General features: G+C 32.6%; 24 protein-coding genes. 8 read left to right on the top strand and 16 right to left on the bottom strand.

What is annotated here, in order from left to right; translation table 11 throughout:
• Positions 1–251: 251 nt before the first annotated feature.
• Entirely contained in the window at positions 252–1,871 is a 1,620-nt protein-coding gene (gene pafA, locus DM444_RS18290) for an alkaline phosphatase PafA (protein WP_111289244.1), read from the top strand.
• Between the two features lie 112 nt (positions 1,872–1,983).
• Here the strand turns inward: pafA and ald are convergent, their stop codons facing one another.
• A complete protein-coding gene (gene ald, locus DM444_RS18285) occupies positions 1,984–3,102 on the bottom strand; it encodes an alanine dehydrogenase (protein ID WP_111289242.1) in 1,119 nt (372 codons plus the stop codon).
• A 200-nt stretch (positions 3,103–3,302) separates the two neighbouring features.
• Here ald and DM444_RS18280 point away from each other — a divergent pair, with 200 nt between their 5' ends.
• Complete coding sequence (locus tag DM444_RS18280; protein WP_053474073.1) at positions 3,303–3,761, top strand: Lrp/AsnC family transcriptional regulator; 459 nt, start codon at positions 3,303–3,305, stop codon at positions 3,759–3,761.
• A 61-nt stretch (positions 3,762–3,822) separates the two neighbouring features.
• On the opposite strand, the gene DM444_RS18275 is transcribed toward DM444_RS18280, so the two are convergent.
• Positions 3,823–5,271 (bottom strand): glyceraldehyde-3-phosphate dehydrogenase, encoded by a 1,449-nt coding sequence (locus DM444_RS18275; protein WP_111289240.1) that lies wholly within the window; start codon positions 5,269–5,271, stop codon positions 3,823–3,825.
• 200 nt (positions 5,272–5,471) lie between these two features.
• Positions 5,472–6,872: a trypsin-like peptidase domain-containing protein gene (locus DM444_RS18270; protein WP_111289284.1), complete on the bottom strand. Its 1,401-nt coding sequence runs from the start codon at positions 6,870–6,872 to the stop codon at positions 5,472–5,474.
• A 161-nt stretch (positions 6,873–7,033) separates the two neighbouring features.
• Between DM444_RS18270 and dapF the strand changes: the two genes are divergently transcribed.
• The 4 genes from dapF (at position 7,034) to DM444_RS18250 (ending at position 10,558) form a co-directional block, all read left to right on the top strand.
• Entirely contained in the window at positions 7,034–7,816 is a 783-nt protein-coding gene (gene dapF, locus DM444_RS18265; RefSeq protein ID WP_111289238.1) for a diaminopimelate epimerase, read from the top strand.
• Positions 7,817–7,852: 36 nt separating this feature from the next.
• Positions 7,853–8,386, top strand: coding sequence for a GNAT family N-acetyltransferase (locus DM444_RS18260; protein ID WP_111289236.1), 534 nt, complete (start codon positions 7,853–7,855; stop codon positions 8,384–8,386).
• Between the two features lie 10 nt (positions 8,387–8,396).
• Positions 8,397–9,437, top strand: coding sequence for an endolytic transglycosylase MltG (gene mltG, locus DM444_RS18255; RefSeq protein WP_111289234.1), 1,041 nt, complete (start codon positions 8,397–8,399; stop codon positions 9,435–9,437).
• Positions 9,438–9,919: 482 nt separating this feature from the next.
• Entirely contained in the window at positions 9,920–10,558 is a 639-nt protein-coding gene (locus DM444_RS18250; protein ID WP_111289232.1) for a peptidoglycan-binding protein LysM, read from the top strand.
• A 141-nt stretch (positions 10,559–10,699) separates the two neighbouring features.
• Here the strand turns inward: DM444_RS18250 and scpA are convergent, their stop codons facing one another.
• The 10 genes from scpA to dnaA form a co-directional block, all read right to left on the bottom strand.
• A complete protein-coding gene (scpA, locus tag DM444_RS18245) occupies positions 10,700–12,826 on the bottom strand; it encodes a methylmalonyl-CoA mutase (RefSeq protein WP_162614998.1) in 2,127 nt (708 codons plus the stop codon).
• 46 nt (positions 12,827–12,872) lie between these two features.
• Complete coding sequence (locus DM444_RS18240; protein ID WP_111289230.1) at positions 12,873–14,237, bottom strand: methylmalonyl-CoA mutase subunit beta; 1,365 nt, start codon at positions 14,235–14,237, stop codon at positions 12,873–12,875.
• A gap of 14 nt (positions 14,238–14,251) precedes the next feature.
• The gene (locus tag DM444_RS18235) at positions 14,252–14,584 is read right to left on the bottom strand and encodes an FtsB family cell division protein (protein WP_111289228.1); all 333 of its coding nucleotides are present in this window, start codon (positions 14,582–14,584) and stop codon (positions 14,252–14,254) included.
• Positions 14,585–14,789: 205 nt separating this feature from the next.
• Positions 14,790–15,398, bottom strand: coding sequence for a uridine kinase (udk, locus tag DM444_RS18230; RefSeq protein ID WP_111289226.1), 609 nt, complete (start codon positions 15,396–15,398; stop codon positions 14,790–14,792).
• Between the two features lie 252 nt (positions 15,399–15,650).
• The gene (locus DM444_RS18225) at positions 15,651–16,532 is read right to left on the bottom strand and encodes an SDR family oxidoreductase (protein ID WP_162614997.1); all 882 of its coding nucleotides are present in this window, start codon (positions 16,530–16,532) and stop codon (positions 15,651–15,653) included.
• Between the two features lie 77 nt (positions 16,533–16,609).
• Entirely contained in the window at positions 16,610–17,737 is a 1,128-nt protein-coding gene (locus DM444_RS18220; RefSeq protein ID WP_111289224.1) for a methionine aminotransferase, read from the bottom strand.
• Positions 17,730–18,224 carry an energy transducer TonB gene (locus DM444_RS18215; protein ID WP_111289222.1) on the bottom strand — a complete coding sequence of 165 codons (495 nt, stop codon included), beginning with the start codon at positions 18,222–18,224 and terminating at the stop codon, positions 17,730–17,732. Before DM444_RS18215 ends, DM444_RS18220 begins: the two co-directional genes overlap by 8 nt.
• Positions 18,225–18,242: 18 nt before the next feature.
• Positions 18,243–18,956, bottom strand: a complete 714-nt coding sequence (locus DM444_RS18210) for an SAM-dependent methyltransferase (RefSeq protein ID WP_111289220.1) — start codon at positions 18,954–18,956, stop codon at positions 18,243–18,245.
• Positions 18,957–19,020: 64 nt separating this feature from the next.
• On the bottom strand, positions 19,021–19,488 hold the full coding sequence (locus tag DM444_RS18205) for a low molecular weight protein-tyrosine-phosphatase (protein ID WP_111289218.1): 468 nt from the start codon (positions 19,486–19,488) through the stop codon (positions 19,021–19,023).
• An 8-nt stretch (positions 19,489–19,496) separates the two neighbouring features.
• A complete protein-coding gene (gene dnaA / locus DM444_RS18200) occupies positions 19,497–20,924 on the bottom strand; it encodes a chromosomal replication initiator protein DnaA (RefSeq protein WP_091492283.1) in 1,428 nt (475 codons plus the stop codon).
• Positions 20,925–21,111: 187 nt separating this feature from the next.
• Here dnaA and DM444_RS18195 point away from each other — a divergent pair, with 187 nt between their 5' ends.
• Entirely contained in the window at positions 21,112–21,516 is a 405-nt protein-coding gene (locus DM444_RS18195; protein WP_111289216.1) for an acyl-CoA thioesterase, read from the top strand.
• Positions 21,517–21,547: 31 nt separating this feature from the next.
• Here DM444_RS18195 and DM444_RS18190 read toward each other — a convergent pair whose 3' ends face one another.
• From DM444_RS18190 to ribD, 3 genes are all read right to left on the bottom strand, one after another.
• The gene (locus tag DM444_RS18190) at positions 21,548–22,180 is read right to left on the bottom strand and encodes an IMPACT family protein (protein ID WP_111289280.1); all 633 of its coding nucleotides are present in this window, start codon (positions 22,178–22,180) and stop codon (positions 21,548–21,550) included.
• Positions 22,181–22,309: 129 nt separating this feature from the next.
• Positions 22,310–22,912, bottom strand: a complete 603-nt coding sequence (locus DM444_RS18185) for an HAD family hydrolase (protein ID WP_111289214.1) — start codon at positions 22,910–22,912, stop codon at positions 22,310–22,312.
• Entirely contained in the window at positions 22,905–23,951 is a 1,047-nt protein-coding gene (gene ribD, locus DM444_RS18180; protein WP_111289212.1) for a bifunctional diaminohydroxyphosphoribosylaminopyrimidine deaminase/5-amino-6-(5-phosphoribosylamino)uracil reductase RibD, read from the bottom strand. Before ribD ends, DM444_RS18185 begins: the two co-directional genes overlap by 8 nt.
• A 131-nt stretch (positions 23,952–24,082) precedes the next feature.
• On the opposite strand from ribD, the gene DM444_RS18175 reads away from it, so the two are divergent.
• Positions 24,083–24,568: a GNAT family N-acetyltransferase gene (locus tag DM444_RS18175; protein WP_111289210.1), complete on the top strand. Its 486-nt coding sequence runs from the start codon at positions 24,083–24,085 to the stop codon at positions 24,566–24,568.
• Positions 24,569–24,639: the final 71 nt, after the last annotated feature.

Here is a 24,639-nt window from a genome sequence, read left to right as displayed (position 1 = left end):
GAGAGTATGTCGTCGCCTTTCTTTTAAGAATCCTCATCATGTATTTGATGGGGATTTTTTGGTTTTAAGCTGTATTAAAACAATACCGGAAAAGATTCAGTTGGCGGCTTGGTCCATAGGGAAATTACAGATGTGTAAGGCTGATAGTTTTAAAACTGTTAAATTATAGTCAATTGTTTGTGGTTAAACATTGATACTTTAGACTTTTTGGATATGAATAAGTATTTTTGTGTTTAAATTACTTTTTAAATATGAAGAAAAATATTTTATTGTTAGCACTTCTTGCTGTAACAGGCCTAAGTGCGCAACAACGTCCAAAGTTAGTTGTGGGTATAGTTGTCGATCAAATGAAAATGGAATATTTATATCGCTTTTCAGATGATTTTTCTCCAAACGGCTTTAAAAGATTAATGAATGATGGATTTACTTTCCAGAATATGCATTACAACTATATGCCAACTTATACTGCTCCTGGGCATGCTTCAATCTACACAGGTACAACTCCAGCTACTCACGGAATTGTAGGTAACGAATGGTTTAGTAGAACACTTGGGAAAGAAATGTATTGTACAGATGATGCAGGTGTGAAAACTGTTGGTGATGGAACGGCAGAAGAAGGTGCAATGTCTCCAAAAAACCTTCAAAGTACTACTATTACTGATGAAGTAAGAATGGCTACTAATTTTAACGGAAAAGTAATCGGAATGAGTTTAAAAGACCGTGGCGCTATTCTTCCTGCGGGACATTTTGCAAATTGGGCATTTTGGTACAGTAAAACAGGTTCTTTTATTTCGAGCACTTTCTACGGAGAAAAATTGCCTGAGTGGGTAACAGAATTCAATAACGAGAAAAATTACTTAAAATATATTAATAAAGGTTGGGATTTGTATAAGCCTGCTTCGGTTTATAATGAGAGTCTTCCTGACAACAATCCTTATGAAGGTAAATTATATGGAAGTGCTGCTCCAGTTTTTCCATATGATTTAAAATCTATGTATGAGAAGAACGATGCAGGAGTTATCCGTGCAACGCCATACGGTAACGATTTATTAGCTGAATTTGCAAAAAGAGCGATTGAAAAAGAAGAATTAGGTAAAGATAATATCACAGACTTCCTAACAGTAAGTTTTTCTTCTACAGATTATGTAGGCCATTTACTTGGGCCAAGATCTATGGAACTTCAGGATACTTATTTAAGATTAGATCAGACAATTGCTGATTTCTTAGCTTATCTTGATAAAACAGTTGGTAAAGGAAACTATTTACTTTTCTTAACTGCTGATCATGCTGGAGCAGAAAATGTAATTTATTTAAAAGATCGTAAATATAATGTAGATAATTACCCGTCTAAAGAGGTTAGAAAAAGTCTGCAAGATTTCTCAACTAAGACTTTTGGTGTAGATCTGATTCAAAACTATTCAAATTTTAATGTTTTCTTCAATAGACAAATTATTAAAGATAAAGGATTAGAACTTGCTAAGGTGAAAAGAGATTTTAAAGAGTTTTTAATTGCTCAGCCACAAGTTAAAAAAGTCTATACTGAGGAAGAAGTTTTAGCGAATGCTGGAAATGATTATTCTTTAAATTTTGTTGCAAAAGGTTATGATGTTACACAAAATGGAGATTTAGTTATTGTAGATAAACCAGGTGTTATTGAATATACACCAACTGGTACATCTCATGGAACTATTTATGCTTACGATACTCATGTTCCTGCAATTTTTTATGGATGGCATATTAAAAAGGGTGAATCTTATGATAAAAAAGCAATTACAGAGATTGCTCCAACAATTGCTCAAAAGATTAAAGTTACTTTTCCAAATGGAACTGAAGCTAAAGTAATGACTGAAGTTCTAAACGATAAAAAATAAATTTTAAAAACCTGTCTCTAAAAGGCAGGTTTTTTTATGCAATAAAAAAGGCTTTTCAATTAAGAAAAGCCTTTATAGTAGTGACTTAGTAAGCACTTATTAAGTATTAGCACTATGCGTTTGCTAATACTATTTCTTCGTTAAAAGGAAGATTCCAAGCTTCAGCAACTCCTTTATAAAGGATTTTTCCATTTGCTACGTTTAATCCTTTATTTAATTCTTCATTTTCTGTACAAGCTTTTTCCCATCCTTTATTTGCTAATTGTACAGCGTATGGTAAAGTTGCATTTGTTAAAGCTAAAGTAGAAGTGTAAGGAACAGCACCTGGCATATTAGCTACACAATAGTGAACAATATCGTCAATAATGAAAGTTGGGTTTTCGTGAGTTGTAGGAGTACAAGTTTCGATACATCCACCTTGGTCTACAGCTACGTCAACAACAACAGTTCCTGGACGCATTAATTTAAGCATATCACGAGTAATTAAGTGAGGCGCTTTTGCTCCTGGAATTAAAACCGCTCCAACAATTAAGTCAGCATCTTTAATTGCTCTTGTGATGTTGTAATGATTAGACATTTCTGTATTTACGTTAGCTGGCATAATGTCGTCTAATTGACGTAAACGTGGTAAGCTTAAGTCCATAATAGTAACCTGAGCTCCTAAACCTGCAGCCATTTTTGCAGCTTGAGTTCCTACAATTCCTCCACCTAAAACCAATACTTTTGCTGGTGGAACACCAGGAACACCTCCTAAAAGAATTCCTCTTCCTTTTAATGGTTTTTCAAGGTATTTTGCTCCTTGTTGGATTGCCATACGACCTGCAACTTCAGACATTGGAACTAATAATGGTAAACTTCTGTCTGTTTTTTCTACAGTTTCGTAAGCTAAACAAACAGCTCCTTTTTCTAACATTGCATGCGTTAATTCTTCAGAAGAAGCAAAGTGGAAATAAGTAAATAATAATTGATCTTTTTTGATCAATGGATATTCAGAAGCAATTGGTTCTTTTACTTTGATGATCATCTCAGCGATAGCGTAAACTTCTTCAATAGTTGGTAAAATAATCGCACCAGCTTGTGCATATTCTTCATCAGCAAAACCGCTTCCTAAACCAGCAGTAGATTGAACATAAACTGTATGTCCGTGTTTTTTCATTTCTGAAACACCTGCAGGAGTTAAAGCAACTCTGTTCTCATTATTTTTTATTTCTTTTGGAACACCTATTATCATTTGTTATATTTTTTTGTTTTTATTGAAATTGTTTTACAAATCTACAGATAGAGAATAAATTATGGTTTGAGGGTTAATAAATAAGAAAATATTATTTTATTTTTTAATTTTACAGAAAAATATTCTGTTTTGAAATGAATTTTATTCTTCAAAAAGAAAAAAAGACTGAATTCTATAGATTTTAATAAAACGTTTTCGTTATGGCTTTAGATGAAATTGACAAAAAAATCCTACGTCTTTTACAAGAAGATGCGCATTACACTTTAAAAGACATTGCAAACAAAATAAATTTGTCTTTAACTCCCGTTCATGATCGAGTGAAACGTCTTGAAAAAGATGGTATTATAGAAAAGTATGTTACTATTTTAGACAAGAAAAAACTCGGAAATAATCTTACGGTTTATTGTCAGGTAACCTTAACAAAACAGACTTATGATACTTCTGAAGGATTTAATCAGTCGATTTTAAATTTGCCTGAAGTTGTAGAGTGTAATTATGTTTCAGGAAATTTTGATTATATGCTTAAGATTATAATTCCAGACATGGAAAGCTATCATCATTTCCATCAAAAAAAATTATCCGTTTTGCCCGAAGTTTCACTAATCAATACAGTTTTTGTAATTTCAGAAGTAAAAAGTACGACGGTTTTACCTATTTAATAAATGAAAAAACCACCAAGATGAACTTGATGGTTTTAAAAAGAAAGTTAGTTTGGTTGAATTAATAATAAGTATAACGTCTCACTTTGGCAATATATTTTGCTAAGCGAATTACTTGATGACTATATCCGAATTCATTATCATACCAAATGTACAGCACGATATTTTTTCCATCTTTTGAAACAATTGTAGCATTGCTATCATAAATTGATGGTGCTGAAGTTCCAACAATATCAGAAGAAACTAGTTCGTTGTTTAATGAATATTTTATTTGCTCTACCAGCTCTCCTTCAAGAGCATACTTCTTCATTACCTTATTAATTCCTGCAATTGATGTTGCTTTTTTTACTTCTAAACTCAAAACTACTAGTGATCCATTTGGGACAGGAACTCTAATCGCATTAGAAGTTAATTTTCCTTCTAATGATGGCAATGCTTTTGAAACTGCATTTCCTGCGCCAGTTTCTGTAATTACCATATTTAAAGCAGCGGCTCTGCCACGGCGATATTTTTTATGCATATTATCCACGAGATTCTGATCGTTTGTATAGGCATGAATAGTTTCTAAATGTCCTTTTACAATACCAAATGTCTCTTCTATAACTTTTAAAACTGGAGTTATAGCATTGGTTGTACAAGAGGCCGCAGAAAAAATATCAATTTGATCTGGATCAAAATCATTATGATTTACACCGTGAACAATATTTGGAACACCTTTTCCTGGAGCTGTTAATAGTACTTTGCTAACACCATTTGATTTTAAATGTCGTTTCAAAGCTTCTTCTGTAATAAATGCGCCAGTGTTATCAATAACTAATGCATCGTGTATTTCATATTCTGTATAATCAATTTCTTCTGGTGAATTGGCAGTAATTATGTGAACGGTTGTCCCATTAATAATCAATGCGTTATTTTTTGAATCGACAACAACAGATCCATGAAAATCTCCATGAATAGAATCATAACGCAATAGAGAAGCTCGTTTCTCTAAACTTGTTACATCATGTTTATCACGGGTTACAATTGCTCTCAAACGCAGTTGATTTCCCTTTCCAGTTTTAGACATTAGCTCTCGTGCTAATATGCGTCCGATTCTACCGAAACCGTAAAGCACAACATCTTTAGGCTGAATTTCTACAGATGATTTCGCTTTTTTCAATTTCTCAATAACAAAATACCTTGCGTCAGGATATTTTTCGTCTTCTAAACGATATTCAAAAGTTAGTTTCCCAAGATCAATTTTTGCTGGAGGAAGATCCAGTGATAAAACAACTCTGGCGATTTCGACAGAATCGAATATCGTAATTGGTTTTCCAACAAATTCACCCGCATATTGGTGAAGATTGATAATATCGCTGACGTTTTTATCTAATAGCTGATTTTTAAATAAAACCATTTCTATCGATTTGTCATACCATAAATCGCTTATGATTTTAATTAATTCGACACCGGCTTTTCTTCGGTCGACTTGTAATGATACCTCTTTTTGGTATAATGATTTGTTATTCATAATTGAAAAAATAAAATGCTCACTATTTTAAAATTTTGCGCAAAAGTATCTATTTCAATCGATTTCGTAAACTATTTTAGCATTTATTTTTAAAAATAAAAAAGCCACCTTAAATTTCTTAAGATAGCTTTTTTTAGTTTTCAGTCGCAGTCTCAGTTTTCAGTTTTTTAATACTGCAAACTGAGACTGAATACTGCGACTTAAATTATAATTCTGAAAATCTCTCCGTTTCTGTTGATCATTTCAATTCGAACGCTTTGTCCTTCGTCTTTTTTGCTCAACAGTTTTGAAACAGTTTCAACATTTGTTGCTTTTACATTATCAATGCTCAAAATGATGTTTCCTAGTAATTCGTTTTGATATTGCATTAAATTCTCGTTTGTGATGTTTTTGATTTTAACACCATAATCAATTCTGAATTTTTTCTTATCAGCAGCGTCAATGTTTTCTAATTCGATTCCTTTAATTTCAGCGCTGTAAAACTCATTTTTACTTAAAGTTACAGGAACAGTTTTGGTTTTTCCATCTTTAATATAAGTCACTTTCACAATATCGTTTGGACGTTTCGTATTGATATAGCCAGATAAATCAGCATAAGTTGAAATATTTTGCTCATCAAGTTTTACGATAATATCTCCTTTTGTTAAACCAGCTTTTTCTGCACCAGAATTTTTAGAAACTCTATTAATATAGAATCCTTGTGTTTCTGTTACTCCTAATTCTTTAGAAGCAGTTGCATTCAATTCGCCTCCTTCAACTCCAAGAATACCTCTTTGAACATTTCCGTATTCCATAATATCCTCAATAATTTTGCGGGCAATATTAGAAGGAACAGCAAAAGAATATCCAACGTAAGAGCCAGTCATTGAAGAAATCATAGTATTAATTCCAATTAATTCGCCTCTCGCATTTACTAACGCTCCACCGCTATTGCCTGGATTTACTGCAGCATCAGTTTGAATGAAAGATTGTATTCCGCTTTGGTCTAAATTTCTGGCTTTCGCCGAAACAATTCCTGCAGTTACAGTTGAAGTTAAATTATATGGATTTCCAACAGCTAATACCCATTCTCCAACTTTTACATTGTCAGAGTTTGCAAAAGCAGTGTAAGGAAGTTTTTCATCGGCACTAATTTTCAATAGGGCAATATCCATTTTTGAATCTGTACCAATTAACTTCGCTTTGTATGATTTTTTATTGTTTAAAGTAATTTCAATTTCCGTAGCATCTTTAATTACGTGATTGTTAGTCACAATGTATCCGTCTTCAGAAATAATTACACCAGAACCAGTTCCTACTTGTTCTTGCTGTTGTTGTCCGCCATATCCGTAGAAAAATTCTAGCATTGGGTTGCTTACAGTTCTTCTCGAAACATTTTTTACGTGAACAACGGTATGAATTGTTTTGTCTGCGGCTTCGGTAAAATCTAATGTTTCAGCACCTAAACCAACATTTTTTCCATAAGAGTTAGGGGCAAGAGTTACAACAGAATTTCCTTTTCCAAAAAAAGAATTGTTGCTTTCAAATAATAACTTGTAAGCACCAAGAGTAATAGCACCACTTAATAATGACACTAGAAATAAGGCTGAAAATTTTTTCATATTAAAATTTGTAATTAAGTTATTAGAATTTAAGTTCATGTTTTTATTTAACGTAAAATTACTTCAAAAAATTATTTGTAAAAGTGGTTTAACTCTCTTTAACAATGATTAACATTTCATTAATTAATAGTTTGTACTTTTGTATTTCTAACAACTAAAAAATGCAAATAGAATTTTATAAATATCAAGGCACAGGAAATGATTTTGTAATGATTGATAACCGTTCCAATTTCTTTCCAAAAGACGATGTTAAACTTATTGAACGTCTGTGTGACAGACGTTTCGGAATTGGAGCTGATGGATTGATTCTTTTAGAGAATGATACCGAAACCGATTTTAGAATGGTTTATTACAACTCTGACGGAAACCAAAGTTCAATGTGCGGAAATGGCGGTCGTTGTCTTGTTGCTTTCGCTAATCAATTGGGAGTAATTGATGATAAAACGACTTTTATAGCTACTGACGGATTACATCACGCTTCTGTTAATGCTGATTCAATTGTTTCTTTACAAATGATTGATGTGAATGAAATTCAGAAAAAAGATTCTTATACTTTCCTAAATACAGGTTCGCCTCACCATGTTCAAATTGTAGACGATTTGGAACATTATAATGTAAAAGAAAACGGAGCTGCAATTCGTTACGGAGAATTATATGGAGAAAAAGGAAGCAATATCAATTTTGTTAAAAAAGTAGATAATGATACTTTTTCTTTGAGAACCTACGAAAGAGGTGTTGAAGACGAAACTCTTGCTTGCGGAACTGGAGCTACAGCCGTTGCAATTGCTATGAATGCTATTGGAGAAACAGATAAAACTTCAATTAATTTAAATGTTGAAGGAGGAAAACTGGTCGTTTCTTTTGATAAAGATAATGATGGTTATACAAATGTTTTCTTGACAGGACCTGCAAAATTTGTATTCAAAGGCACAATTGAGATTTAAATCTAAAATCTACAATCAAAAATCTAAAATTGTAAAATGATAACATTAAAAGGCGATTCTATTTATTTGCGTGCGCTTGAACCTCAAGATTTAGAGTTCATTTATTCTATCGAGAATGATGAGAATATCTGGGAAGTTAGCAATACGCAAACTCCTTATAGCCGTTTTTTGATTAAACAATATTTAGAAAATGCTCATCAAGATATTTATGAAGCAAAACAGCTTCGTTTGGCAATCTGTCAAGATGATGATTTTCCTGCTATTGGATTGATTGATTTGTTCGATTTTGATCCTAGAAATAATAGAGCAGGGATTGGTATTGTAATTCAGAAAGAAGAAAATCAAGGGAAAAACATTGGTTCTGAGGCTTTAGAGCTTTTAATAAAATATTCTTTTTACAATTTAAATCTCCATCAATTGTATGCAAATATTGGCGTACAAAATGTAGCCAGTGTCGCACTTTTTACTAAATTTGGTTTTAAGAAAATCGGAATAAAAAAAGACTGGATTTTGTATCATAACCACTATCAAGATGAAGCAATTTTTCAGTTAATTAATAAACAAATTTAAAATTTAAGCTTTGAGTCTAAAAAAAATAATCACAATAAGTGCCGTAGCCATAATTTCAGTTTTATTGATATATGGTTTTATTCTAGTAAATAAAATTTTTAGTTCTAATACTAAATTTGAAGAGAAAGAAGTATATGTTTACGTGCCTACAGACGCCAGTTATGCCGATGTAAAGAAAATTTTGGCACCTTATATAAAGAACTTTGACAACTTTGAAATGGTTGCAGAAAAAAGAGATTATCCGCAAAATGTAAAATCGGGTCGTTTTCTTTTAAAGAAAGACATGAATAATATTGATTTAGTTCGAGCGATGCGTTCTAATATTCCAGTTAAGTTAGTTTTTAACAATCAAGAGCGTTTAGAAAATTTTGCAGGAAGAATTGGTAAAGAAATTGAAGCTGACAGTTTATCTTTATTGAAAGCCATTAAAGATTCGACTTTCTTAGCAGCAAACGGATTTAATGAAGAAAACGTTTTTGCGATGTTTATTCCAAATACTTACGAAATTTACTGGAATACATCGGCTGAGAAGTTCCGTGATAAAATGATTAAAGAATATCACAATTTCTGGACAGCTGAAAGAATTGAAAAAGCAAAAGCACAAGGTTTAACTCCTGTTCAAGCTACAATTTTAGCGTCAATTGTTCATAAAGAATCAGTTAAAAAAGATGAAAGACCTCGTATTGCGGGTGTTTATTTAAATCGTTTACGTTTAGAAATGCCTTTACAAGCAGATCCAACAGTTATTTATGCTTTAAAATTGAGAGATAACGATTTTGATCAAGTTATTAAAAGAGTTTTTTATAATGATTTGGTAATGAGATCTCCATATAATACTTACGTAAATAAAGGACTTCCTCCTGGACCAATTGCAATGCCTGATATTACGGCTTTAGAAGCTGTTTTAAACCCAGAAAAGAATGATTATATCTATTTCTGTGCAAGTGTTGATCGTTTCGGATATCACGAATTTGCTGCAACATTGGCGGAGCATAATGTAAATGCAAAAAAATATTCAGACTGGATTGCAAGTCAAGGTGTGACAAGATAATTTAGTTTCTAAAAAAAATATTATAAACCGAAGTAAATTTTGCTTCGGTTTTTTTATTTCTAATTTTATTCAAAATTAATTTTGCTTTGAAAATTATTAAATTAATATTTTGATCAATTTTTAAGTTGGGACTAATGAAAATTTAAACAATTTTCGACAGTAAATTTTATAAAATTCGAAAACTCATTTTTAAAATTGACACAAAAAAGACAAATTAAATGTAATCCATTTCTTTCATTTTTAATGAATTTGCTTAAAATTTATATAAAATTGATTTTTTTTAGACCTCAATTTTCGGTTTTTAAGGTTAAAAAATCATTACCAAAATCTTTCGGAATCCATTACTATATCTGGGATGAAAGCGAATCCTAATATTTCTTTAAAAATGTTAAAATGCTGGTTTTAAGCATATTTCGAAATTGTCTTATCTTTGCACCGTAGAAATTTCAAGAGAGTGACAGTGTCTTGAAGAAAAACAATTTATGATAAAGAAATGGTATTTTTATGCGAGTTTAGTCGTTATTATTACATTTTTAAGTTTGGGATTTATTCCCTCAAATCACGAAACCAAACCTTGGTTTTTAATTGAAAAAACAGATGGATCAGAATACATTTTTCCATCAAAAGAAAAGAATGATTATCCGAACACCAACGTCCCATTCACAGGAAATCATCTTATAGGATTTAAAGAAGCAGTAGCTTTTAAAGAATCGCAAGGGCAATACAGATTAGTAAATTCCCTTGGTTATATGGGTAAATATCAATTTGGTTCTAAAGCTTTAAGAGCAATCGGAATTAATGATAATAAAGCCTTTTTAAAAGATCCCGCTCTACAAGAAAAAGCTTTTATAGCTTTGTTAGCCAAAAACAAATGGATTTTACGTTACGAAATCGAAAAGTATCAAGGTAAAATCATCAGTGGTATTGAAATTACCGAATCTGGAATTTTAGCTGCAGCGCATTTAGGTGGCGCAGGTTCTGTAAAGAATTTTTTCAAAAACAAAGGAAGCAGACATTTTAGAGATGCTTTCGGGACTTCTTTAAAAAGCTACATGAGAGATTTTGCAGGTTACGATCTTTCTTTTATAGAAGCAGATAGTAACGCAACAGTAAACGACTAAATTAAAAGAGGTTGTTTCACAATTGTGAAACAACCTCTTTTTCTATTGTGTATGTTCTTTATGAGCTAAAATGCTATCTCAAGAACTTTATTTATTTTCCGTATCTCTAATAACTGAAAACTGCGACTGCGACTGCTAACTTTAATCTATTAAAGCTTCTAAAATTTTTATAGCCGCTTCGCTTATTTTAGTTCCTGGACCGAAAACTGCTGATGCGCCCGCATCAAATAAGAATTGATAGTCCTGAGACGGAATAACACCGCCTACAATTACCATTATATCTTCGCGTCCATGTTTTTTTAGTTCTTCTATAACTTGAGGAACTAATGTTTTATGACCAGCAGCAAGAGATGAAACTCCCAAAATATGAACGTCATTTTCTACAGCTTGTTTTGCTGCTTCTGCAGGAGTTTGAAATAATGGACCAATATCAACATCAAAACCTACATCGGCATAACCTGTTGCAACTACTTTTGCACCTCGATCGTGACCGTCTTGTCCCATTTTTGCAATCATAATTCTAGGACGTCTTCCTTCTTGTTTAGCAAAAACATCAGCTAGTTGTTTTGCTCGTTCAAAATTTTCGTCATTTTTTATTGCTGCACTGTACACTCCGCTAAAAGATTTGATTTGTGCTTTAAAACGACCAAAGACAGTTTCCAACGCATTACTGATTTCACCTAACGTTGCTCTATTTCTCGCAGCTTCAATTGCAATTTCTAGTAAGTTGCCTTGTCCCGTTTGTGCACAATGGATTAATTTTTCTAGTGACTTATTTACTTTTTCAGAATCTCTTGTTCGTTTTATTTCTTCTAGACGTTCAATCTGCTGTTTACGAACCAATTGATTGTCTACATCTAGGATATCTAATGGATCTTCTTTTTCTAAACGAAATTGATTAACGCCAACAATAATATCTTGTCCACTGTCAATTCTTGCTTGTTTTCTCGCGGCCGCTTCTTCAATTCGAAGTTTCGGAATTCCAGCTTCAATTGCTTTTGTCATTCCGCCAAGTTCTTCTACTTCTTCAATTAGTTTCCAGGTTTTTTCAACAATATCGTTTGTCAGACTTTCAACATAATAACTTCCAGCCCATGGATCTACGGTTTTGGTAATTTTGGTTTCTTCTTGAAGAAATATTTGAGTATTTCGAGCAATTCTAGCCGAGAAATCTGTTGGAAGTGCAATTGCTTCATCTAAAGCATTGGTGTGTAAAGATTGAGTTCCACCAAAAACCGCTGCAGCAGCTTCTATACAAGTTCTCGCCACATTGTTAAACGGATCTTGCTCGGTTAAACTCCATCCGCTTGTTTGGCAATGTGTTCTTAAAGCCAAAGATTTATCACTTTTCGGATTGAATTGCTGTAATAATTTCGCCCAAATCATTCGTCCAGCTCTCATTTTGGCAATTTCCATAAAATGATTCATACCGATTGCCCAAAAGAAAGATAATCTTGGAGCAAAATCGTCAATCGTCATTCCTGTTGATAATCCGGTTCTGATATATTCTAAACCATCGGCTAAAGTGTAAGCTAATTCAATATCAGCTGTCGCACCAGCTTCTTGCATGTGGTAGCCAGATATGGATATCGAATTGAATTTTGGCATTTTCTTGCTCGTAAATTCAAAAATATCGGCGATAATTTTCATCGAAGGAGTGGGAGGATAGATATAAGTATTTCTAACCATAAACTCTTTCAAAATATCGTTTTGAATTGTTCCTGCCAGTTTTTCTGGACTAACGCCTTGTTCTTCTGCAGCAACAATGTAAAAAGCCATAATGGGTAATACTGCTCCATTCATGGTCATAGAAACCGACATTTCGTCCAACGGAATCTGATCGAAAAGCACTTTCATGTCTTCAACAGAATCAATTGCAACACCTGCTTTTCCAACATCACCAACGACTCTTTCGTGATCTGAATCGTAACCGCGATGCGTTGGTAAGTCAAAAGCAATGGAAAGTCCCTTTTGTCCTGCAGCTAAATTTTTTCTGTAAAAGGCATTACTTTCTTCCGCTGTCGAAAATCCTGCATATTGACGAATAGTCCACGGACGGCGTACATACATCGTTGCATACGGGCCACGTAAATTGGGTGCAAAACCAGCTCCAAAATCAAGAAATTCTAAATCTTCGATATCTTTCTCCGAATAGTTTTTTTTGATTTCGATTCCTTCGGCAGTCGTAAAGTTGTCAGAACTAGAATTAACTTTTGGTTCCTGACTTTTAACTTCTAGCTTTATATGTTTAAGGTCTTTTCTAATCATTGAGACACTTGTTTTTTGAATTTGTAATTAATTACGGTTGAGATTATTATTCAAGCTCCAATCTTTCTTGCTCCATTTTCTCAGCCAATCTTTTTTCAATAATTGGCGTAATTAATGTTTTTCTTGGTTTGATTTTTACAAAAGGAAACAGTTCTAAATCATGTTTCATTCGGTCTTCTTTGTTGGGATATTTATTAGTTCCTAAAAGAATTTCTTTTTTAGAATCGAATAATTCCTGCTCTTTGTTCGCACTTTCTTGAATTTTCTTTTTGATTGTTCCGTCGTTTAAAAGTTTCAAGAAACCTCCATTGGCTTCGATGTCTTTAAACAAAGTCAAGCTTTTTTCAGCCAATTGCATGGTCAAACTTTCGATATAATAACTTCCGTCGGCTGGATTATTTACTTTGTCAAAATAGCTTTCATGTTTTAAAATCAAAAGCTGATTTCTCGCAATACGATCGCCAAATTCATTGTCTTTGTGATATAAAGCGTCGTAAGGTAAATTAGCAATCGCATCTGCACCTCCTAAAATTGCCGACATGCATTCGGTTGTTGTACGAAGCATATTCACGTTGTAATCGTAAATAGTTTTGTTTCGTTTTGTAGGAGTTACCAAAAAATGGCATTTTATTTCTGAATTATATTCTTTAGCTATTAAATCAAAAAGCATTCGGAGCGCTCTAAGTTTAGCAATTTCGAAGAAATAATTGGTCCCAACTGAAATCTGAAAAACAATTGATTTTCTTTCGATAGAAAAACGATTCAAATATTCGTTTGCATGTGCTAAACTATAAGCAATCTGCTGTGTAATATTTGCTCCAGAATTTTGATATAACCCCAGATCTACACTTAGCAGATTTAAATTTGTTGTGTTTTTAAAAAGTATATCTAAAGTTTCAAAGTTATTTTTCTCTGAAGTTGCAAACCAATTTCCATCTTTTGCCAATTGACCAATTGGATCAAAATTACAATAGAAAATGGCTTTTTTCTGAATCGAAATCGTGTCTAATTTTTTAACGAAATCGATTGAGATAAAATTGAAATTAAAGTAAACGTTTTTGTTTTCTAAAGGAAGATTTTCCAATAGTTTTTGAACGTCAACTTTATCATTTTCAATTGTAAAACGAAGACTTTCTGCACCTCTTTCTAAAGTATTCAAAGCACGTTCGATAGATTTTTCTACATCGAAAACAAAGATATTTTGGCAGATTTTAAAATCTGAGGCTTGAGTATTTACATTTGCTGCTTTTGTAAATTCATCGCTATGATAAAAAGGTTTTACCTGAATATCCTCCGGAGAATTCCAAATAACAGTCTGATTGTAATCGGCTCCATCTAATTCAAACTGAATTTTTTGTTTCCATTGTTTGGATGAAATCGGATTAAAATCGTCGAATAGGTTAGTGGCCATTGTGTTTTGTTTGATTATTCTTTTTCTTGAATGGTGTCTCCTTCAAATTGTATGATATAAATATCTTCGCTGTCTTTCTTCATGAAATATTTCTCGCGTGCATATTTCTCAATTTGTTCCGGATTTTTGAGCTGTTTGATCTGCTCTTGATCTTTTCTGATTTCTTCCTGATAATACTTTTTATTATCCTGAAGTTCATGAATTTGCTCATCTAAAAAACGATGATCAAAATAGGAGTAATTGTCTAGAAATAACATCCAAACTATAAAAAACAGCAAAACCCAAACGTATTTGTTTCCTAGGTATTTGAACCATTTTTTGTCTTTGTATGGATTTTTAAATTTCATCTTAAACGAATATTTCTTTTGAATTTGAATGTTGTCTCTAGCCCCGATAGTAGTGAAAATCCTTTTGTGCCGGTCCCGATAACTATCGGGAGGCAGAAAGATTACTTCACTTAATTTTTATTTTCATTGGAGTTCAGTGAACTCCGTTTGCAACGAATAGCGGGAATCAGCTCCTAATTATTATGGTTTAAATTTACGATAAAAATTATGAAATTCTCTGATTAATTACAGCGCGAACTACATCAATTGCTACCGTATTGTATTTGTCATTCGGGATGATAATGTCTGCAAAAGCTTTAGAAGGCTCTATAAATTGCTCATGCATAGGCTTTAAAGTCGTTTGGTAACGGTTTAAAACTTCATCAATATCACGTCCTCGTTCTGAAATATCTCTTTTTAAACGACGAATTAATCTTTCGTCAGAATCTGCATGAACAAAAACTTTAATATCAAACATATCTCTCAATTCTGGATTGGTCAAGATTAAAATTCCTTCCACAATCATTACTTTTCTAGGATGTGTCGAAACAGTGTCGTCTGTTCTGTTATGCTGAATAAAAGAATAAACAGGTTGGTCAATTGTTTCACCTGCTTTTAGTGCTTTTAAATGCTTTACCAATAATTCAAAATCAATCGCTCTCGGGTGATCAAAATTGATTAATGCTCTTTCGTCAAAAGACAAATTGGTAGTTTCTTTATAATAAGAATCTTGAGAAATTACCCCAACTTCTGTATGTGGCAATTCGTTCATGATTTGGTGTACTACTGTTGTTTTTCCACTTCCTGTTCCTCCTGCAATTCCTATAATGAGCATAAAATTTTTGTTTGATATTTGTTTGGCAAAAATAATAATTTAACTGAATTGTATTAAAATATTATGATTTTAAACATATAAGTAACGTAAGTAAAATTAAGCTAGAAAATGTTTAAACAAAATGTTACTTAACTGAAATTATATTGCTTATATGGTGAAAAACATAAAAAAAATCCCGAAAGTAAACCTTCGGGATTTCGTGCAATCAGTATAGTTTAAAAAAAATATTCTGAATTTAGTAAGCACTTGTAATTATTTATTCTTTTTTGCTTTTATCATCATTTCAAGCTGATCCCAAAGTTCTTCTGGAATTGCTTCTAATAAATTGAACTGTCCAGCGCCTTTTAGCCATTCACCACCATCAATCGTGATTACATCTCCGTTGATATAAGATGAAAAATCAGAAACTAAATACGCTGCCAAATTGGCTAATTCTTGGTGATCTCCAACTCTTTTCAATGGCACTTTTTTCGCCATATCAAATTTTTCGGCTAAATCTCCAGGCAATAATCTGTCCCAAGCTCCTTTTGTTGGAAATGGTCCTGGAGCAATTGCGTTAGAGCGAATTCCGTATTTTGCCCATTCTACAGCAAGACTTCTAGTCATTGCCAAAACTCCTGCTTTTGCTGTAGCACTAGGAACAACATAGGCAGATCCAGTCCAAGCGTAAGTTGTAACAATATTTAAAATCGTAGCAGAAGTTTGTTTTGTATCGATCCAGTGTTTTCCAAAAGCCAACGTACAGTTTTTAGAACCTTTAAGCACGATATCTATCACAGTATCAAATGCATTTGCTGATAATCTTTCGGTTGGCGAAATAAAATTTCCTGCAGCATTATTTAAAAGAACATCTACTTTTCCGAAAACTTTTAAAGTTTCCTGAAGCATGTTTTCTACTTCTTCGTAATGACGAACATCACATTGAAGAGGAAGACATTTACCTCCAGTTTGGCTTTCCAGTTCGGCAGCTGTAGTTTTTAACTTTTCTAGATCTCTAGAAGTTATCGCTACTTGAGCTCCTAATTCGAGAAAATATTTGGTCATAGCTTTACCTAAACCGCTTCCGCCGCCTGTAACGACAATGACTTTGCCTTGTAAAGCATCATCACGTAACATCTTATCTGTGTAGCTCATACTTTTTTCTTTTTTTGCAATATTAGTTAAATAAAATAGGATGCATGCATAATAATGTTATAAAATTTTGAAAAAAATTATATTTCAGATAATTTTTTTGCTGCAGATTCTAATGTGAAGTTATCCTTTGCGAAACAAAAACGAATTAACTTTTGATCTTTATGATCTGAATAAAAAGTTGAAATTGGTATTGCCGCAACTCCGTGATCGATAATAAGGTTTTTACAAAAAGTCACATCGTCTTTGTCTGAAATGTTTGCATAAGAAGCAACCTGAAAATAAGTTCCTTCACAAGGTTTCAATTCGAAACGGCTATTTTGAAGCAGTTTCTGAAAATAATCTCGTTTTTCCTGATAGAATTTCCCAAGTAAATTTACATCGACAACATCAAGATATTCGCTTATGGCAAATTGGGAAATGCTGTTTACACTAAAAACCAAAAACTGATGCACTTTTTTAATTTCTTTCATTAAATGTTCTGGCGCAATGGTATAACCAATTTTCCATCCTGTTATATGAAATGATTTTCCAAAAGAAGAAACCATAACGCAACGATCTAAAAGAAAATCTTTAGTGTGTGCTGAAATATGTTTTTCTTCGAAAGTAATGTATTCGTAAACTTCGTCAGATAAAATGATAATATCTGGATATTTTTCAAGAAGATTTTTTAATTGAACAAAATCATTTTGAGTTAAAATTTTCCCTGTTGGATTATGTGGATTATTGATAATCATCATTCTGGTTTTTGCAGAACAAGCTTTTTCAATTCTTTCCCAATTTGGAGTATAATCGTCATTCAGTGCCACTCGAACAGGTTTTGCTTTACAGAGTAAAACTGGAGACTCGTAAGAATCATAACTCGGATCGAGAATAATTACTTCGTCATTATCTTTTACTAAAGCTAAAATTGTGGTAAAAATTCCCTGAGTTGCTCCAGCCGTAACCAAAAGTTCTGTGTCAGAATTTATTGTTCTGTTATAAGAATTCTGGGTTAACGTTGCAATTTTGTTCATCAACGGCGGATAACCTGCCATTGGTGTATATTGGTGAACGTTTTCTTTCGCTAATCTCGAAACAATATCTGTTAATCTTTCATCAACTGGAAAATTTGGAAATCCTTGAGAAAGATTTATAGCATTGTATTCAGCAGCCATTTTAGACATTACTGTGAAAATGCTTGTGGTTACGTTTGGGAGTTTACTCATGATATGCGTCTATTGGTATCGTTAAATAGTAACGAACTCTTACAAGTCTATTATTATGCATTCCAGGAATCCATTTTGGACATTTTTTAAGAACTCGAATTGCTTCGTTTCCAGTTCCAAAGTCTGCATCTTTAGTGATTTTTATGTCACTTAAATCGCCGTCCTTTTCAACTATAAAGTTTACATCAACGATGCCTTTTACCTGAAGTTCTTCTTCGGGATATTTATAATTGTATCTAATGAATTTTTGAAGTTTTTCAATTCCTTTTTCAAAGTCAGGTTTTACATCTATTGAGTCAATATTATATATTTTGTTATCTTCTTTTGTTTTAATTTTATTGACTTTGGTAGGTGTATTTGTCTCAGATACATAATTGCTATCTTTAATAATATTCTCTTCTGTCTTTTTGTCTTTTAATGCTTTGTTGTCTGGTGAAGAAATACAGTGTGTTAAACAAAGAAATAGCAGAGCTGAGATTCTTTTCATAAATGAAGATTTATTAATTTACATTTTATGAATAATAAAAATCGCAGGACGTTTATCTAAGTCAACTTTTAACTTTTTCCAATCCGAAATTTTCATTGTTTTGATAAATTCTGTTGGCAAAGTAATATCTGCCGCAATACAAAGATGAGTTGCAGGACTTAAAATCTGCAAAAGATCTTCAATCAGTTTGTTGTTTCTGTATGGAGTTTCAATGAATAGTTGCGATTGGTTTTTATCATAAGACAATTTCTCGAAATGACGAATTGCCGATTTTTTCTCGTCTTTATCAATTGGTAAATATCCATTAAAAGTAAAACTCTGACCATTCATTCCAGAAGCCATCATTGCCAATAGGATAGAAGAAGGTCCAACTAAAGGTACAACTTGAATTCCTTTTTCATGAGCCAACTTTACAATTGCGGCACCTGGATCTGCAACTCCAGGACAGCCAGCTTCACTCATTAATCCCATATTTTTTCCTTCTAATAAAGGTTTTATGAAATCATTATGTTCGCTAGTTTCTGTTCTTTTATTTAAAGTAAAAAGAACAAGTTCAGATTGTTTCTTTTCAGGATAAACTGCTTTTATAGATTTTCTCGCTGTTTTGTCGTTTTCAACAATATAATGGTCGATAACTTCTATCGTTCTTCTAACGGTTTGTGGTAAAACATCCATCGGATCGCTTTCGCCCATTGTAGTTGGAATTAAATATAATTTTCCGAGAAGTTTCATGTGTTTGTTTTTCTTTAAAATTAAAAAATTCAATTATCTCTTTTTTAGAAATAATTGAATCGAATTAGGAGTGTTTTTTAAGTAATTGATCTGCAATAAGATCTGTTACTTCGTCCAGCATTTTGTAAACGTTGTCAAAACCATTTGTTGAACCGTAATATGGATCTGGAACATCAACATTTTCATCTGGAAATAATTCGTTTAAAATCAAACGAACTTTGTTTTTATGCTCGGGAGTTTTTGCTAAATGAACAACATCACGAAAATTTGAATTATCCATTACATAGATATAATCAAATTCATCAAAATCAGAAACTTGAATTTGTCTCCCTTTTTGAGCACTGATGTTAATTCCGTTTTTTTTAGCTACTTCAATTGAACGTTTGTCTGGGCAATGCCCGATATGCCAAGAACCTGTGCCAGCCGAATCGACAAAGAATTTATCTTGAGGTAATTTAGAAGCTAAAATTCCTTCTGCTAAGGGAGATCTACAGATGTTCCCTAAACAAACCATTAAAACTTTTACTGGCATGATTCGCGTTATAGCGTTAGTTTTTTATTGATATCTTCAACAAACTTTTTAAATTGTTTGTCTGTAGAAACTAAATTATCGACTGTTTTACAAGCGTGAAGAACAGTTGCGTGATCGCGATCTCCAATTTGTGAACCAATATTAGCGAGAGAAGCTTTGGTGAATTTTTTTGCAAAGAACATAGCGAGCTGTCTTGCTTGTACAACGTGCCTCTTTCTAGTCTTAGATTGAAGTGTTTCAATATCCAATTGGAAATAATCTGAAACGATTTTTTGAATATAATCGATTGAGATTTCTCTCTTTACGTTTTTAACAAATTTCTCTACAACGCTTTTCGCTAATTCAATCGTAACTTCTTTTTTGTTGAAAGAAGATTGAGCGATTAAGGAAATAATAGCGCCTTCCAATTCTCTAACATTTGATTTAATGTTTCGAGCAACATATTCTAAAATATCTTCTGGCATCTCAACACCATCACGATATAAAATGTTTTTTAAGATCGAAATACGAGTTTCGTAATCAGGCTGATGTAATTCTGCAGATAATCCCCATTTAAAACGAGACAATAATCTTTGTTCGATATCCTGCATGTCAACAGGAGCTTTATCTGAAGTTAAGATTACTTGTTTTCCGTTTTGGTGTAAATAGTTAAAAATATGGAAGAATACATCCTGTGTTCCTGATTTTCCAGATAAGAACTGAACGTCGTCAATAATTAAAACATCAATTAATTGGTAAAAGTGAATAAAATCATTACGATTATTCTTTTTTACAGAGTCAATATATTGTTGTGTAAAAATCTCAGCAGAAATATATAAAACGGTCTTTTCCGGATACTTATCTTTTACTTCTACGCCTATAGCATGTGCTAAGTGTGTTTTTCCTAAACCAACTCCTCCAAAAATCAATAAAGGATTAAATGAAGTTCCTCCAGGCTTGTTGGCAACAGCCATACCTGCAGAACGAGCCAAACGGTTTGAATCTCCTTCAAGGAAATTATCAAAACTGTAGTTCGGATTTAACTGAGACTCAATTTTTAAATTTCTAATTCCAGGAATTACAAATGGATTTTTTAGTTCAGGATTTAAGTTTTTAAACGGAGCGTCAACCTCTTGCGGTTTCATTGGCACTCTGTTGGAACTTGGCAGCTGCTCGGTAAACGGCTGTTTATTTCCATAAGTGTTCTCCATTTTAATTTTATAGAGTAACTTTGCGTTTTTTCCCAGTTCTTTGGTAAGCGCAACTTTCAACAATTTTACGTAGTGCTCTTCGAGCCACTCGTAGAAAAATTTACTTGGAACCTGAATGTATAATGCGTTATCGGTTAGCTCAACTGATTTGATTGGTTCAAACCAAGTTTTATATGCTTGGTCTTGAATATTATCCTTTATAAAGGACAAACAGTTTTCCCATACCGATTGAGCAGTTTTAGTCATAGATTCAGATAAATTTTTATTATTGTTGTAAAGATTCTCCTAATAAAAGAGGAGCAATTTTATTCCGTATTTCGGGATAACAAATATGTGAACAAATTTCTGTAAAAAAAAATATTTTGGTATCTAATTTTATAAAAAAAAGTTGTAATGCGACTTTTTAAATTCGAATTTTTTTAATATTTTATAAATGAAAAATCATCAGACTCAAGTACGAGTTCGTTACTCAGAAACCGACCAAATGGGAGTCGTTTATCACGGAAATTATGTACCTTATTTTGAAATTGGACGCGTGGAATGGCTTAGAAATAAAGGGGTTTCGTATAAAAGCATGGAAGAAAGCGGTATTGGCCTCCCGATTGTCAACATGAACATAAATTACAAAAAATCGGCGAGATATGATGAACTTTTAACAATTCATACGACTTTTAAAAGTCACTCTTCAGTTAAGATCGAATTTGACTGCGCAATCTACAATGAGGCGAATGAGTTATTAACAACTGCGACGTTTATTTTAGTATTTGTTGCGTTAAAAACGGGTCGTCCAACAGCTCCTCCAGACTATATTTTGGAAATATTTAAATCGCTTGAATAATTGTTAAAATGAGCGAGATTTTGATGTTAATTTATACTAATTTAATATCAATTTCGAACATTAAATCAAAAATGCTGAACACTGTTTCGGCATTTTTTTTTCTCGTTTTTGTCACAATTTTACCAATTGGCAATCCTGAAATTTCATCCATTTCCATTTCTTGAGAAACGATTTCTAATTTCTTTTCTTTGATAACTCGCATTACTTTATTCATGTTTTTGTAATCAAAAGAAATTAAAAATTCGACATCAATTGTCTTTTCAACGATTTCACAAACTTCCAAAGTCTGTTGTGCAGTTGTTCGATATGCAGAAATTAATCCGCCAACGCCTAATTTTACTCCGCCAAAAATACGAACGACTACAACTAAAACGTTAGTTAGCCCAAAAGATTGTATTTGTCCATAAATTGGCGCTCCAGCCGTGTTGCTTGGCTCACCGTCATCGTTGGCGCGATACGAGATTTTATTTCCAACACCAATTTGGTAAGCATAACAATAATGTACCGCGTGAGGATGTTGCTTTTTAAGGTCCTCGATAATAGGTTTTACTTCATCTTCATGATCTATCGGAAATGCATAACCAAAGAATTTACTGCCTTTTTCTTTGAACAGTATTTCTTCAGATGCAGATGCAATAGTTTGATAAGTATCGTTAATTTCCAATTGTAAAGGTTTATATTTTTTTAGCCACAGATTAAAAGAATTAAAAAGGATTTTTCTTTTGCTCACATAATAAATCTGTGAAAATCCTTTAATCTGTGGCTGAATATTTTTTAAAAGAATTAAAATGCTTTATAATAATCCTTTGTCGAATAAATCTACAACATCTTCTTTTCCAACTTGAAGATTCCAAACTTTAATTCCTAAAGCTGAAGCGCTGTCTGTGTTCTCTGTTTTATCATCAACAAATAAAGTGTTTTCAGCAACTAGATTATTTTGATCTAAAACAAATTGATAGATTTTCGGATCAGGCTTTCTCATTCCGATATCAAATGAAAAATAAACTTTTTCAAAACAGTCATAAAAATCTTTGTAGAAAGAAACACCGCTTTTTTCTTCAAATGTATTGATATGGATAGAATCGGTGTTGCTCAATAAAAACAAGCGATATTTTTTTGATAATTCCAGAAGAAACTCTAAACGATAAAAAGGGAAATCTGCTAAAACTGCATTCCAAGCTCTCAAAATATCTTCTTTAGAAGCATTTGGTAATTGTTTTTGAAAACCTCCTATAAAATCTTCTGGTGAAATAGCTCCAACTTCAAAAGAAAGATTTAGTTGGTCAAATTCAGCGTTCCATTCTTTCATTCCAAGTTTTTGCAAACCAGAAATTGTGGCAGGTTTATCTAAATTGATAAAAATATCTCCAAAGTCAAAAATTATCGCATTAATCATGATTTCTAATTTGTATCAGTTCGTCGCTTAATATGTTAGTTTTTGTGCTGTTTTTTCTTGTAATAATTGGAGCTTTTGTTCCATTTAGAAAATTCGTTTTTCCAACAAAAATTCTAGCTTCATCCCAAAGATTTTCATCAATAAAAGATTGGAGCGTTTGTCTTCCGCCTTCAATTATTATAGATTGAATTTGATTTTGATATAAAACATCCAATATCTGAGAAATGATATTTTTGCTAAAATCAATTACTTCAAATTGAGTGTTTTCGTTTGATGGTTTTGAATCTTTAGAAAAAATAAAAGTTTTCACAGAATCATCAAAAATAAAACTGTTTTCATCGATTCTATTATTTTGATCGATAACAACTCGTACGGGATTGTTACCGTTCCAATCTCGAGCATTTAATTTTGGATTATCATCAACAACAGTCTGTGTTCCAACTAAAATAGCCTGTTCTTCAGTTCGCCATTTGTGAACCAATTGTCTTGAATATTGATTCGTAATCCAAATTGGTTTTCTATCTTGATCAATTGCTTTTTCAGGAGCTAAAAATCCGTCTTGACTTTCGGCCCATTTTAAAATGATATAAGGTCTTTTTTTCTGATGAAAAGTAAAAAAACGCTTATTTAGTTCATTGCACTCCTCTTCTAAGACTCCAACTGTAACATTTGCGCCAGCTTCAATTAATTTTAAAATTCCTTTTCCAGCTACTTTTTCATTCGGATCAACCGTTCCGACAACAACATTCGGAATTTCATTTGCAATAATCAAATCGCAACAAGGAGGTGTTTTGCCAAAATGGCTGCAAGGTTCTAAACTCACATAGATAGTTGCTTTTTTCAACAGCGATTTATCTTTTACAGAACGAACAGCATTTACTTCTGCATGCGGCTCGCCAGCTTTTTTATGCCAACCTTCGCCAATAATTTGACCATCGTAAACAATTACGCTTCCGACCATTGGGTTCGGATATGTTGTTCCTAGCCCATTTTGTGCCAATTCGATACAGCGTTTTATGTATTTTTCATGTATATTCACAGTGCAAAAGTAGTTAATTTTAAGATTATCACTAACTCGAAAACATTAAGTTGTGAAACAATCCAGATAGTTATAATACTATCAAAAAAGTATATTTACTTTTGTATTTATAATGATTTAGAATAAAAAAAATGGTAAATTGGCTTATAAGAGCAATTAAAAAAGAAGATAATCAAGCAGTTGCAAGTTTGATAAGATCGGTTTTTGATGAAATGGAAATTCCAAAAGTAGGAACAGCATATGAAGATCCTTACTTGGATTTGATGTTTGAAGAATATGCCAAACCCCAATCGGCATATTTTGTTGTTGAAAGTGACGGAGAAATTGTGGGCTGTGCTGGAATTGCGCCTTTAGAAAATGGAGATCCTAAAATATGTGAATTGCAGAAAATGTATTTTCTGCCAAAAACAAGAGGTTTAGGAATTGGATCAAAAATGATGGACAAATGTTTAGAACAAGCAAGATTTTTTGGTTTTGAAAAATGTTATATCGAAACAATGCCTTTTATGCATGCCGCACAAAAGTTGTACAAAAAATCTGGTTTTGAATATTTGGACGCGCCAATGGGAAATACAGGGCATTGTTCTTGCCCTATATGGATGCTGAAAGTTTTGTAATTTTAATGTAACAAATTTAAAACAGCAAGACTTATTGAAAGATGAATGTCAGTTTTTGGCTGATATAAATG

Source organism: Flavobacterium ginsenosidimutans (genome assembly GCF_003254625.1).
Taxonomy (GTDB): Bacteria; Bacteroidota; Bacteroidia; order Flavobacteriales; family Flavobacteriaceae; genus Flavobacterium; species Flavobacterium ginsenosidimutans.
Note: the sequence above shows the minus strand (reverse complement) of the source record. Positions and strands in the feature narration are given on the sequence as shown.